8 protein-coding genes are annotated in these 14,174 nt (G+C 62.5%); 1 reads left to right on the forward strand and 7 read right to left on the reverse strand.

Annotated elements, in window-relative coordinates:
* The first annotated feature begins 101 nt into the window (after nucleotides 1-101).
* Nucleotides 102-1,298, forward strand: a complete 1,197-nt coding sequence (locus tag ACL9RJ_RS04595) for a DUF2599 domain-containing protein (RefSeq protein ID WP_017129736.1) — start codon at nucleotides 102-104, stop codon at nucleotides 1,296-1,298.
* Between the two features lie 171 nt (nucleotides 1,299-1,469).
* Here ACL9RJ_RS04595 and leuD read toward each other — a convergent pair whose 3' ends face one another.
* The 7 genes from leuD to ACL9RJ_RS04630 form a co-directional block, all read right to left on the reverse strand.
* Complete coding sequence (leuD, locus tag ACL9RJ_RS04600) at nucleotides 1,470-2,084, reverse strand: 3-isopropylmalate dehydratase small subunit (protein ID WP_017129737.1); 615 nt, start codon at nucleotides 2,082-2,084, stop codon at nucleotides 1,470-1,472.
* Nucleotides 2,081-3,502 carry a 3-isopropylmalate dehydratase large subunit gene (gene leuC / locus ACL9RJ_RS04605; RefSeq protein WP_422764931.1) on the reverse strand — a complete coding sequence of 474 codons (1,422 nt, stop codon included), beginning with the start codon at nucleotides 3,500-3,502 and terminating at the stop codon, nucleotides 2,081-2,083. Before leuC ends, leuD begins: the two co-directional genes overlap by 4 nt.
* 202 nt (nucleotides 3,503-3,704) lie before the next feature.
* On the reverse strand, nucleotides 3,705-4,364 hold the full coding sequence (locus ACL9RJ_RS04610) for a DUF799 domain-containing protein (RefSeq protein WP_017129738.1): 660 nt from the start codon (nucleotides 4,362-4,364) through the stop codon (nucleotides 3,705-3,707).
* Nucleotides 4,361-4,711 carry a DUF4810 domain-containing protein gene (locus ACL9RJ_RS04615; RefSeq protein WP_245223117.1) on the reverse strand — a complete coding sequence of 117 codons (351 nt, stop codon included), beginning with the start codon at nucleotides 4,709-4,711 and terminating at the stop codon, nucleotides 4,361-4,363. Before ACL9RJ_RS04615 ends, ACL9RJ_RS04610 begins: the two co-directional genes overlap by 4 nt.
* Nucleotides 4,712-4,762: 51 nt before the next feature.
* Complete coding sequence (locus ACL9RJ_RS04620; protein ID WP_042937266.1) at nucleotides 4,763-5,428, reverse strand: CsgG/HfaB family protein; 666 nt, start codon at nucleotides 5,426-5,428, stop codon at nucleotides 4,763-4,765.
* 335 nt (nucleotides 5,429-5,763) lie between these two features.
* Entirely contained in the window at nucleotides 5,764-6,531 is a 768-nt protein-coding gene (locus ACL9RJ_RS04625; protein ID WP_017129741.1) for a hypothetical protein, read from the reverse strand.
* The coding region (locus tag ACL9RJ_RS04630; protein ID WP_422764932.1) for a hemagglutinin repeat-containing protein at nucleotides 6,528-14,174 on the reverse strand (7,647 nt) is incomplete at its 5' end. The genes ACL9RJ_RS04630 and ACL9RJ_RS04625, both read right to left, overlap by 4 nt.

Genomic DNA, 14,174 nt, shown 5'->3' on the forward strand with positions numbered 1-14,174 from the left:
TATTCTCAAGCCATTGCCAGAGAGGCAGGCCGACACCGGCCAACGTTTTCACACCACAGGGAAGTAGCATGATGAAAAGCACCAGAGCGCCCATCGCCTGCATGGCGGCTGTCCTTGGCCTGTCTTTTTATTCCGGCGCCCACGCCGACCAGGGCAGCGACACCGTCGCCCGCCTCAACCAGCTCTACAACGACACCCGCCAGGATTGCGGCGGTCCGTCCAAGCCGGCCTTCCTCTGCTCCGGCGTACTGTTCCGGGCAACCTGGCCGTCCACCGACTACCAGTTCTACAGCATCAGTCCGAAGAGCCAGGCCAGCGGCGGGGTCTCGGCCTCGTACCTGCGCAAGGACTCGAAATTCCGCAAACTGGCCTATGGACTCACTAGCGGCTTTATCTTCGATACCATCTTCGGCAATCCCAAGGACCACCAGGATTACGCCGTGCTCTGCTCGTTCCCCATCGACGCCGCCACCGACGATCGCCAGCAGGCCGGCTGCACCGACTCGCGACGCACTCCCGGTAGCGTGGAGAAATTCTGCAACGAGATCGGCGTGACCACCGCCGAACAATGGGGCGCCAACTATCGGCAGAACGGCGGTGACCATTCGCGCCAGTGCTCCTTCGACGTCAGGGACGAACGCAACAGCGCCGCCGGCCCGGCGTTCTACCAGAGCATCCGCGCCATGGGGCAGATCGCCGCCGAATCCTTCGGTACCCAGAACGAACTGCGCCTGGCCAAATGGGAAGAGAAGCCACCCCTCTCGCCGTCGATCCTGGCCCTGTTCTACGTCGAGGACAGCGGCCTGGAAGGCGCGCGCCTGAACCAGATCCAGTGGTACCAGGCAACCCAGCGCTACCTGCCGATGATCAACATGAGATTGCCGCAGACGCCGCAGCAGGATGCGAGCTTCGTCTACGACAGCAAGAAACAGGTCATCTACCCCACTACCGAACGCAACGGCTGCGACCGCTATGTGCAGAGCGCGGTGTGGGTGGAGCGCGATGATCCGGGATTCGGCAAGAAAGTCATGACCCTGGAGATCACCCCGACCGATTGCGGACGCAAGATCCAGGACAACCAGACCAACAACTTCTTCAATGAACTGGCGTCGGACCATTACCTCGACGCGAACTGGAAGAACAATCCGGACAACCGTGACAGCACGGTCGGCAGCATGCGCCGGCAACTGGTCTGCCACTTCAACATTGCCCGTAACAAACCACAGTGGAACCTGGAACCGTCGCGCCCCTATACCTCCAACGAGGACTCCATCGCCAAGGGTTGCAACAACACCTGACTGCGAATAGGTAGCCTGTTCGCGGGCAAGCCCGGCTCCTGCAAGATCGTGCCATGCGCAGAATCTGCGATCGACGCGGTACTGTAGGAGCGGGCTTGCCCGCGAAGACGTCGGAACAAACGCCACAAGCCCCAGGCAGACAGACGCTTCATCTACCGCCACAAGCAGTATTCAGCTCAGCCAGGGATTGGCCTCCAGGTGCGCCCGCTCGAACGCCTTGATCTCGTCGCGTCGTTGCAAGGTACTGCCGATCGCATCCAGCCCGAGCATCAGCGCGGTCTTGCGCAGGGTATCGATCTGGAACCCGATCACGCTACCGTCCTGCAAGCGAATCTGCTGGCTCTCCAGGTCAATGGCGATCTCGGCGCCTTGCGGCTGGCTCACCACCTGCCCCAGGCGCTGTGCCGTGGCCTCGTCGAGGGTGATCAGCAGCACACCATTGCGCTGGCAGTTGTCGTAGAAGATCCCGGCGAAACTGCTACCGATCAAGGCGCGGATCCCCATCTGCTTCAAGCCCCACACCGCATGTTCACGGCTGGAACCGCAGCCGAAGTTCGGCCCTACCACCATGAAGCTCGCGCCTTTCCAGGCGGGCTGGTTGAGCACGAAGCCGGGATCGGGTTCGCCCGAGGGCAGGAAGCGCAGGTCGAAGAACAACCCACGGTCCAGGCCGTTGCGGTCAATCCCCTTGAGAAACTGCTTGGGCATGATCACATCGGTGTCGATATTGGCCGCCAGCATCGGCGCCGCCTTGCCGGTGACCTGGGAAAATGGCTGCAGGGTCATGGGTGTCGCTCCAGGGTACGGATATCGGTCAGGTGTCCGGCAATCGCCGCCGCCGCCACCATCGCCGGGCTCATCAGGTGCGTACGGGCACCCGCGCCCTGGCGGCCTTCGAAATTGCGGTTGGTACTGGAGGCACAGCGATCGCCGGGCTCCAGGACATCGTCGTTCATCGCCAGGCACATCGAGCACCCCGACTGCCGCCATTCGAAGCCGGCCTCGATGAACACCGCCGCCAGCCCTTCGGCTTCGGCCTGGTCGCGCACCTGGGTGGAACCCGGCACGATCATCGCCCGCACATGCCTGGCCACCTGCTGGCCGCGCACTACACGAGCCGCGTCACGCAGATCCTCGATACGGGCGTTGGTGCAGGAGCCGATAAAGGCGTGGCTGATGACGATCTCGCTCAGCGGCATGCCGGCTTCCAGCCCCATGTAGTTGAGGGCGCGGCGCATATCCTGGCGCAGGATCAGGTCGCTGATGGCTTCCGGGTCCGGCACGTTCGCGCCGATGGGCGAGGCCTGGTCCGGACTGGTGCCCCAGGTGACCATGGGTTCGAGTATCCCGGCATCAAGGTGCACTTCACGGTCGAACCGGGCACCGACATCACTCTTCAGTTCACGCCAGCGGGCCACTGCCTGCTCCCACAGCTCACCCTTGGGCGCCCGTGGCTTGTCCTTGAGGTAGGCGAAGACTTTCTCGTCCGGTGCCATGAAGGCTCCGCGCGCGCCCGCCTCCACGGCCATGTTGCAGATGGTCATGCGGGCCTCGACGCTCAGGGCATCGATGGTCGAACCGCAGAACTCGATGGCATAGCCAGTGGCCCCGGAGGCGCCGATCTTGCCGATCAGCGCCATGATCACGTCCTTGGACGTCAGCCCCGGTGCCAGCTCGCCATCGACGGTGACCCGCAGGGTTTTCAGGCGCTTGTACACCAGCGTCTGGGACGCCAGCAGATGCTCGATTTCCGACGTGCCGATACCGAACCCGAAGGCCCCGAGAGCACCATAGGTCGTGGTATGGCTGTCGCCGGCGGCGACCACCATGCCCGGCAGGATGAAGCCCTGCTCCGGGGCGATCACATGCTCGATGCCCTGGCGCTTGTCGAGCACATCGAACAACTCGATACCGAAGTCGGCACAGTTCTCGGCCAGGTACGACACCTGGCGGGCGCCGCCGGCATCGGGCATGGCGGCAACGCGCTTGGGCGCGGTGGGATTCACATGATCGACCACCGCCAGCGCGGTTTCCGCGCGCCAGACACCGCGCCCGGCTTCACGCAGGCCGCTGAAGGCTTGCGGACTGGTGTATTCGTTGATGACCTGGCGGTCGATGTACAGCAGGACATGCCCCTGATCGTCGAGGCGACACACCGTATGGGAATCGATGTGCTTGTCGTAGAGGGTTCTTGTTGGAGTCATGGTGGCGCTCGCAGAAATGAAAGTACGCGAGGCTGTCGGATCACGGCAATCAGCCGACAGGCGTCACGGCAATCATAGGCGGCAGGCGCAACGCATCAATGGCGGGACGGTGATGGCGAGGAACATGGATCGTGTTTGATTGGCGCTTGCGTTGCGCAAGCGCCGGAGGGTTGCCGGGCTCAGGGCGAAAACATGCCCGGTTTCAATCGGAGCCGTACCGAGGCGAACGCGGACCGTACAGCAGGCCCGTACCGCGCCGGACAGCCAGCATGTTCCGACTGACGCCGCCCGCGACCGGGTAGCTGGCATCGGTACTGGTATCGATGGCCTGGCTGACCGCCGCCGAGATCAGCGTCGCGGCGATGCTGCCGCCGACGCTGACATTCTGCGCTTTCGTCGCGGTGGAACTGCCGGTCCACAGCGTGGTGCCGGTCTTGAGGTCGACAAGGCGGGCACTGGCCGTCACGGTGGTGGTGCTGCGAATCACCTGGAACTGGGTTCCGTATTGCGTGACGTTGATGTACAGCACGGCATCCGCACCGAAGATCTCACGCAGTTTGGCCGGCGAGGTGTTGTGAATGTCGTTGGCCGTGGTCAGGCCGTTCTGCTGGAAAGTCTCGCTGACCAGTGCCACCGGCATCACGTAGTAACCGGCCTCGGCCAGGGGATAGGTGACCTGGGACAGCATGCCATAGGACGCCTTGATATCAGACGACTCGTTCAGTGGCGGCAATACCAGGATCGTCCGCGGGCGCGCCTCTTTATAGGCGGCATAATCGAGACTCGTGGTGTGCCGCGCGCAGCCCCCCAACACGCTGACCATGAGCAGTCCGACGACAATGCTCAGCAGACGCAGGTTCATTGCTTGCTTCCTCGTTGTGCATTACTCAGCAGAAAGTCCATATAGGTACTCGACTCCGGAAACAGTGCCTTCTCGGTCTGCAACTGCTGGACCATCTGGTCATCCTTGCCCAGGCTGCCGTACAGCATGCCCAGATGGGCGTGATAACCCGGCGGTGCGGGACGGTTGGCGGCCTTCATCTTCTGCAGGTCGGCTTCCAGTGCCTGTACCTGCGCCTCCTTGGCCTGCCCTTCGAAGTACTGATGCACCTGGGGCTCGTAGCCTTCCCAGTCATAAAGGGTGGTGGGCCGGTGATTACATCCCGCCAATACCGCACCGCTGATCGCGACGACGGCAATGAATCGCATTGAACTGAACACTTTGCCCATGAGGCCTGGCACTCCCTGTTATCGAATGAATTAGTGCTGGCCCGGTTTCCAGGCGCCGCTGTCGATGGCATCGACCATTTTGTTCACCGCCTCGCGCATCGCCAGGTCGAGGACCTTGCCGTTGAGGGTCGAGTCATAGCTGGCGGTACCGCCGAAACCGACGATCTCGCGGTTCGACAGCGCGTACTCGCCAGCACCCTGGCTGGAATAGACCACTTCGGAGGTGGAGATATTGACGATGTTCAAGGCGACCTTGGCGTAGGCCACCTGGGTCTTGGCGCGCCCCAGGATGCCGAACAGCTGCTGGTCGCCGGTCTCCTTGCGACCGAACTCGGTGACATCGCCAGTCACCACATAGTCGGCACCCTTGAGCTTCTGCACCTGGGACTTGATGGCCGCTTCCTGCTGGATCTCCGCCATGTTGTCGCGGTCCAGCACGCTGAAGCGATTGGTCTGCTGCAAGTGGGTAATCAGGATGGTCTTGGCCTGGCTGCCGAGACGGTCGACACCATCGGAAAAAATCCCGCGCATATAGCTGGAGCGGTTATCGAACTTGCCGACGGCAATGGGCGTGCGTACACCGGCATAAGGCCGGTTGACGCTTTCGACCTGCTGCACCGGCAGCGCCCGGGAAGTCTCCTGGGTGGTACAACCGGCGATGGATGTCAGCACGATTGCCGCCATCCCTGACACCATCACCTGCGACAATTTGTTCACGCAGCACACTCCTGGAAAATCGGGCTTGGGGAATTACGAAACGGGTGAGTCGATTGGCTGGTCACGCGCATGGCACGGCTTGTCTGCGCGGGCGCAGTCAAGGACAGGGCCTGGATTCAGCGGGGGTCAATGCGTTATTGCCCGGGCGATTGCGAATGCTCCGGGTATTTGAAAGAGGTATTTCGAAGGGGGCGAACACAGCACGGCAAGGCCGCGAGAAACCTCATCCCGAGGGTGACAACCCACATGCACAATCCCTCGATACATTTGATATCAATTTAATAGCATTATCATAAGGTGGCGGGATTTGGGCGTCAAGAATCACGCCGACGCTTGCCGAGCCAGTGGGCGACTGTGTACAGCCCTCCCGCGACCAGGCCAATAGCGACGAAAATCGCCATCCCCGCCCAGAACAGCGGTGGCCTGGCCGCTGGCGTACGGATCTCCAGAACCGACGGCATGGCGGTTATGATCCAGATCAGCAGACCGGCGGCACCACCGCCGATGACGTAACGCCAGCCCGTGGTGAGAAACCGCTCCACCAGCCAGAGCAGCGGCCAGCACACCAGCATGCTGAGCAGTGCTCCGATCAGGAAAAACAGGACAAAGCCCGGTAGGACCTCTCCCTGGCCAAAGAACAGCACGACAGCCACCGTGCCCAGGGTCAAGCCTCCCGCGACCGGCACGGCAATGATCGACCGCCACCCGCGCCGCGCAGGCGAGCCGTTCCTCGACGGCCAGTTCTCCACCCAGTAGATGGCCAGGCTGTACGCCATGCCCAATACCAGCCCGCCCACCACCGCCACTTTCAACAAGGAGCCGGAAAAACCGCCGAAGAAGAGGTAGATCACCAGACCCTGGATCAGGCCGCTCACCCAATGGCGCCAGCGCAGGCTCGGGCAATAACGGTCACCCAGCAGCAACAACGGAATGCCCACGACAGCAGAGGCGAGAACGCCGAAAAGCACCATGGCGAACGCAATGGTCTGGCTCAGGGCGTCGACACTCGACATCACCAGGGCCTGGACCAGGCCGCCGCATACCAGCACGGCGCACAGGCGCAGTTCGCCGTTGGGTCTCATTTCCCCCCCGCGGGCTGAGGACTACCGCCCCAGTTGAAAAACGGCGTGTCCTTGAGGTATTTGATGACCGGGCTGTTATTCATGAACTCCTGCTTTTCAATGAACTTGGTATTACCGCCCCAGACCATGCCCGCCATCCAGCTGTTGGAGTTGAACAACGGGCTGCTGCCCGTGCCCCAGCCATGGGTTTCGATATCGAAGCCACCCGACGCCGTGGGCACCACCGTGCGCACCACGAAACCGGGATCCAGGGCATGCATTCCAGGCAGGGTCACGTTGATCACGCTCTTGCTGTCTTTATCCGTCAAGTGTGCAACATACCCGAGCTTGAGCCCCATCAGGTACAACTCACTCACGTCGCCACTGCCGACCACCTTCGTACCGTCGCCACCAGGCCCGGCGTTGCGCTTGAGGGCTTCATATTCCTGGTCCAATGTGCCGCACCCGCCGAGCGAAACCAGGCAGCCACTCGAAACATCACCATACTCATGGGGCTGCTTGGTACTGCCCAGCACGGTCTCATAGCCCGCGAATGCGGCGGGTATCCCGCCGCCCGTCTGGCCTTTCGAGTTGATGAACTGCCCGCTTTTCACCGCATCGGTGAACTTGCCCTGGCAGGCCGATGCGCCTATCGACTCGCAGTTGCTCACGGCCCACTCCTTGTAGCCAGATAGCCCCGCCGCCACATTGGCCGCGATCAGCAGGCTGTTGGTCTCGATATCGCTGATCGCGCCAAAGGCCGTTTTGTCCTTGGCATCCAGAGCCTGGTCGGCGGCATACAGCTGACCAAAATTCTTGGCACCCTCAACGATCTGTTTGATGTGTGCGTTCAGGCAATCCTGATCCTGACAAGCCATGAGGGCGGCATCATTGAGGTCACTTCGCCGCTTGGCCTCAAGTTGCACGCGCATGCGACAAGCGGTGTTATCGGCGGCACAGACAGCCAACTGCCGGGACAGCACCTCGATATCCTCGTGGGTGAGATAGTTGTTCTGGACTTCCTGCATGCCGGCGCTGGCACCGTTGATACCGCCGACGCCCGCGGAGACCAGGCCGGAAGTCCCCAGGATCAGCGACTTCTTCACATCCACCGGCAGATCCATCTGGGCTACCTTCTCGGCAATCAGGGGGGCGGTCAGCGCCGCCGCGCCAGCACCCAGTGCGTTGCCGCCGACCGTCCCGCCGGCAAGCCCCTGGACACCGCCGGCCAGGGCATGGAGCATCACCCGCGCCGCGCCGCCTTCGTCCCACGCCGCTCGGGTGGCACTGTCGGTAGCCTTGTCACGCTGCTGGCTCGCATAGTCGCCGATCAGCTTGTAGGTATCGGCTGCCGTGGTATTGGCCACGATACCCAGGGTCGTGGCACCGCCCGCCCCGCCCAGCGCCGCACCGATCAGGCCGCTGACGATATCGACGAGCACACGCTTGTCGCCGCCGGTCGCCCAGCTCTCGTTGACGTTTTTCAGATTGTCCTTGGCCGCCGCGAGTTCCTGCGCGTTGGTGGCTTTTTTCACGCGATCCTCGGCACTCTTCTTCTCGGCTTCGGCGACCTTGCCAATCACGGACTGGGTCAACGCGACCGAGCTGCGGATCAGTTCCATGCGTGTCTGCAGGGCGCCTACATCCGGCTTGTCGAGTTTTTCATTGGCGTTGGCCGTGTCCCGATTGAGGCCGGTCAGGTCATTCGCGCCCGCGGCATTGCGCACGATGATCGTCCCTTCGCTGACCGCGCTGCGGGTCTTGCTCTGATCCGACTCACTGAGTGCCAACGGTATCGTACCGCCGAAACCGAGACCATCACCGCCGCTGCTGTAGGAAAGCGAAATGCCCGCCGACTGGCTACTGGCCTCGCTCTTGTTCTTGATGTCGCTGACGATCAGGCGATCGGTGCTGAGCCGGTTCTTGTCGGCCGTGGCATCACTGGCGATGACCGCGCCCTGCAGGGTGGTGTTCTGCCCGACATAGATGTTGTAGCCACCGCTGCCGGCAAACAGGCCGCTCTGATCCGTCACGGCCTTGTAGTCACTGTTCGTGTTACCGGCGGACAGGTTGGCCGAACCCGTGACCGTCGCCCCGTAGCAGAACGGCGGAATACAGATACTGGCCCCCATCCCGCCGCTGCTCTGCTTGCTGGTCTGGCTCTCGGTGTCCTGCCGCGAGCTGATATCGAGATTGCCACCAATCACCGCGTTGATGCTGTCAGCCTTGACCTGGGCCCCTGCCAGCGTGGTGTCCTTGCCGCTGCGCAGCACCAGGGAACCGGTGTCCAGGGTGGTATTGACCTGGGTGACCGAATGACCGTCCCCCATGTTCTTGCCCACCTGCGCGCCGAGGTCGAGGGTGAAGCCGTTCTGGGCGCCGAGGTTGAAACTGGCGCCGATCGCGGTACGGCTGTTGCTGCCATGGCTGGAACTGTCCGTGGTGTTCTGGGCACTTTCCAGCGTGATGTCGTTCTTGGCGTCCAGCACCGTGCTGGTGGCTTTCAGGGTACTGCCGACCACATGGATATCACCAGCCGTTCCGGCCGCATTGCCCGTGGCGATAATGGTCAGGCCTCCGCCGGCATTGATCGAACTCTGCCTGGCGGTCTGGCTGTCCTGCTGGCTGCTGTTTCTGCTGTGGGTGTTCGCCAGCTCCGTGCCGATCTTGATCAGCGAACCACTGCCGCCTTTCTTGTCACCATAGTTGGAGAGCGCATCCTTGACGTCCGAAGCCATGCCGGCCGGATCGATATCGTTGAGCTGCATCGCCAACTGCGCCTGTTTCACCGCCCGAAGCCGCGGGTCATCGATCTTCTTGGTGGCTTCGATGGACTCACGCAGGTTGTAGATCGTGTTCAGCGTGCCGATCACCGAACCACCCATCACTCGACCGACGCCCAGGCTGGAGGACTTGTCCTGGCTGCTCTGGCTGGAGCTTTCCATGCCGGCGACGATGCTCACGTTGGAACCGGTCAGGCTCATGTTGCGGGTGCTGACCAGGTCACTGGCCACCACGCCGAGGTTACGCCCGGCACTCAGGCTGACATTCCCGGCACTGGAGCCGATGGTGCTGCCGGTCAGGGTCGTTTGCGTGGCCTGGCCGTTATGGCTGCCGCTGCTCATGTTCAAGTGCTGGTTGCCGGTGATGTCGTCGATCCCCAGTTTGTTGGCCGTCAGGATACCGGTGAAATCATGTCCCTTTTCCTTGTGCATCTCATCGCGGGTAAAGGTGTTTTCCGCCGCGTTGATGGTCAGGTCGCGACCCGCCTGCACGGTCAGGTCCTTGGTGCTGACCAGGGCCGAGCCGGTGATGGTCGCATCCCGCTTGGCACTCACCTCGACGGTATTGCCCGAGATGAGGCTGCCCACCGCGGTGGTCTGGGTTTCCGAGACCTTGTCAGCAACCTTGCTCGACTTGAGGCCGCCCCAACCGCTTTTGCTGTTGCTGCTCTCATGACGAACGCTGGTGGAATCGGTGACTGCGAGAATCTGTACATCGTTGCCAGCGGTCAGTTGGGCGCGCCCTTTTTCAGCCGCGACCTCACTGCCCTTGACGACCAGGTCATTGCCCGCAACCAGCGTGACATTGGTCCCGCCAGTGACGGAGCTGGCAATATTGGTCGTACTCTCCAGCTCATCCAGGCGGCTCTTCTTGCCCGAAGAACTTTTCTTGGTCTTGCTGTAGAAGCTGTAGTCCTCATCTGCCGCGCTCTGCAGTATCAGGTTGGCGCCAGCGCTCAGATAGGCCTCGCCCCCCGCGGCGACCTTGCTCGCAACGAGCTCCAGGTCCTTGCCGGCCGTCATCAGCACGTTACCGCCGGCCGTCACGCTGGAGCCCACCTGGTGTTCATGATCCTCCTGGCTGGTGACCTTCTTGGTCTTGCCATATGAATGCTGCTCGTCTGCGGCGGAAGACAAGGTCAGGTCGCCCACGGCCGAAAACGCCACGTCACGCTTGGCGTCGATCTGGCTGGCGACCACGCTCAAGTCACGCCCGGCACTGATCATCAGGTCGCGTCCGGCGGAAACGCTTGAGCCGTTCTGCGTAATCGTTTCGTCGCGATGATGGTCACCCAGGCTGTTGCCGTGCACTTGCTCGGCGGCGCTGATATTGACGTCGCGTCCGGCCCTGAGCAGGGTATCCCCGGCACTTTTCAGCACTCCGCCGCTGTTGTTGATATCACGGCCGGCACTCACTGTGAGGCTGTTGGCCGCTTCGATGCGGGCGGCGTTGTCGACGAAATCCCGTTGCTCGGTCCGGTAGCCGTTGCTGCTCTGGTGACTGGTCACGGTACGTTCGTTGATCACGTCGCCGTTGACGGCGGTGATACTGACGTCACGCCCGGCGATGATGCCACCGGCCTTGTTGGTCAGGTTGTTGCCCGCCAGGGCGGCGAGGCGATCGCCGGCCTCCAGCAAACCGCTGTTGACCTGGTCGTTGCCGGCGGCCGCCAGCAGGCTGTTACTGGCCCGCAGGGTCCCGGCGTTGTTGAGGTCCTTGCCGGCAATCACGGTCACATCACTGCCCTGGATCAATGCACCGTTGGCGGCCAGGCGGTTGTTGGCATTGGCCAGGTACAGCACCGGCACAAGCACCTGCTCGCCATTGACCGTGGCATTCTCCATCCACACGATGTCATGGGTCAGCGCCGCGACCTGCTCGGAAGTCAGCGTCACGCCCAACTGCAGGTTCAGTTCCTGCTTGCTGGCCACGGCATTGTTCATCAGGTACTTGAACATGCCTTCGTCCGAGGTCTGCCCGTCGATAAAGCGCTGCCCGGTGCGGGCCACGACCGCCTGCTGGATCAGCTTCTGCTCGTAGTAACCATCCCCCAGGCGCTTGGCGCTGGTGTCCGGGTCATAGCCCAGATTCGACAACAGGTAGTCCGAGCTCATGAACTGCTTGAGGTCGGTCAGTACCGGGTTGGTTTCGATCAGGTACTTCTGCGGATTGGATTTACCCGAGGTATCCGGCAAGCCCTGCACTCGCGTGATGCTGGTGCTCTGGCTGCCCTGGGCACGGTCCGCCGCGCCCACGTCGATCGTGCTCGGTGCCGCCAGGTCACCCGGGGCGGGCTGGCGTTGGGCGGAGCCGAGACTGGCTCCGCCGAGGGTCCAGCTTTGCGGTCCGGTGGCTGTCGGCGTGCTACTGCCCTGCCCGCTCAGGCGGAACAGGCCATTCTGGCCGGTGGGCAGGGTGAATCCGGGCAAAGCCACCGGGTTGACCTGCTGCTGTGCCAGGTTCGGCGGCAGTTGCTGGTTGACCGTGACGTGGGTGGAGAAATTGCTGCCCGAGGAACCGGTGTTGGTGCGCGGACCGCTGCCCACATAGTTGAACCCCGGTCGCACGACAGAGCTGTCGAAGTTGTTCAGGGTAGCGATGTTCACCGCACCACCGGCCTGCATGATACCGGCATAGGACTGATTGCCCACCGCCAGTTGCGTCGTGCTATGTAGCGCGCCGACCTCGCTTTCGATCGTCCCCAGGAAGTGCGCCAGCGCCTCTTCAAGCCCCGTGGGATTGTAGCCGGGGTTTTCATACCAGTACTGTTGGGTGAAAGTCGCCGCTTCCTGCTGGCGCCCGCCCAACGCGTGACGGGCGGTGACATAGGTACGGCGGTCCTCGGTATCCCCCGTTTCAACCCCCTGGTTGACCAGGTTGTTGAGCTGGGCCGTCAGGCTGCCGGTGGCCGCGACCGTACTGCTGGCGTTCAGGAAATCGCCACCGCGCAGTACCAGGTTGGCGCCGGAAGTCATGCTCGCCGCGGCACTCGCCCCGGGCATCACCTCCAGCTTGCTGCGCTGGACCACCTCGAACAGGCCGTTGCGGTTACCGCCACTGCAGTCGCCGACATAGAGACGGTTGCACGGCAGCTCGGTGATGCTCGCGGTATACAACCCGGCGTTGTTCACCACCAGCACATCACGGATATTCTGAATCGAGCCTGCCACCAGGCTCATGCTGGCATCGCTCTGGATCGAGCCGGAACGGTTGACGATGCTGCCTGCCCAGTTGCCCAGACCATCGCGGTCAACGGCAAGATTGCCGAGGCTGTTGATGTTACCGTAGAAGTTGTTCAACGAATCGACGCGCAGCCCCATGTCACCGCCACTGAAGACCAGCCCGTGGTCGTTGAGCAATGCGCCCGTGGTGGTGGTCAGTCGCTGGGCGCTGCCCAGTGTCCCGTAGTTGTTGATACCGCCGGCGCTGAGGTTCATGTTCGCGGCGGAAGTCAGGCGACCGAAGTTGTTCAAGACGCCGGCGACATTGATCGTGGTATCGCCACCGCCAGCGATACTGGTGTTGCCACCCAGGTTCAACTGCGCCGCGCGCAGACCCAGGGTACCGAGGCTGGAAAGGCGGCCACTGCCGGCATAACTGCCCCCCAGGTTCAGGCCGACGGTGCCGTCACTGGCGATCAGGCCATCGTTGGTCCAGTTGCCACCGTTGCCGGTCAGGCTGTTGGACGCCAGCAATTGCCCGCTGCCGGTCTGATACAGGTTGTTGATATTGATTGTCAGGCGCCCGGCCTGGATCACGCTGCTGTTGGTCCAGCTGTCGGCACCGAGGGTCAGGCCGCCACGGGTCACCAGCGTGCCACCGGCGCTGCTGAGGTTGGCCATGGAGATATCGAAGGTGCCAAGGCCGGCGTGCAGCAGGCTGCCACCCTGGTTGAGGAAACTGCCGGCATCCAGGCCAAGGTCGAAGTTGCGGGTTTCCAGCGTACCGTTGCGGTTATCGAGCAGGCCGCCGATCCGGAACGCTGTCTTGCCATTGCTGCCCAGGGCACGCAACTGGCCGGTCTGGTTGTCGAGACCGGTAGCGCTGATCGACAAGGTGTTGTCGCTCTCGATGATGCCCTTGCGGTTGTTGAGGCTGCCGCCCAGGCCCAGATCGATCTGGCCCCCGGCAATCTGCCCGCCCAGGTCGCCACTGTTGTCGACGTTGTTGGCACTGACCTTGACCAGGCCGCTGGCGTAGAGACCGCCATTGCGGTTGTCGAGGTTGGTGGTGGTGAGCATCGCCTCCCCGGCGCGAGCGGCAATACGCCCACCATAGTTGTCGATACCAACGAGCGCGTTGAGATTCAGGCCCTGGGCCTGGATACTGCCGTTCTGGCGATTGTTGGTCAGGTCATAGCCGTTTTTCAGGACACCGACAACGCGGGTTTCCAGTGCACTCCTGACGCTGGAAAGCACACCGCCACGGTTATCGAGATTGGCCGCCTTGATGAACAGCCGACCCTCCTGGGCGATCACCTTGCCGCTCTGATTGTCGATATCGCCGCTGACGTCGAGATTGACCGCGCCTTTGCCCTGCAACAATCCCCTGGCATTGCCAAGGCTCGCCGCCTGCACTTGCAGATCGCCATTACCGCTGGCGATCAGGCCGGCATTGCCGTTCTGCACGGCGCCGGTGGCCGTGAGGGTAAGCGTATCAGTGGCACCGAGCGTGCCGTGGTTGCTGTTATCCAGGCCACCGGTCAGCACCGTCAAAAGTCCCTGGCTGGACAGCTCGCCGCCCTGGTTGTTGATCTGCGCGCTGCGCTGGATCAGCAGCGGGCCAACGCCGGACAGCTTGCCGTTGGTATTGGTCAACGTCCCCAGCAGATCCAGGGTCACGCCAGCGGCGCCGGTGAGGACGCCATTGCTGTTATCGAG

The sequence above is a fragment of the Pseudomonas sp. Mn2068 genome (assembly GCF_049319725.1).
GTDB classification, from domain to species: domain Bacteria; phylum Pseudomonadota; class Gammaproteobacteria; order Pseudomonadales; family Pseudomonadaceae; genus Aquipseudomonas; species Aquipseudomonas gingeri.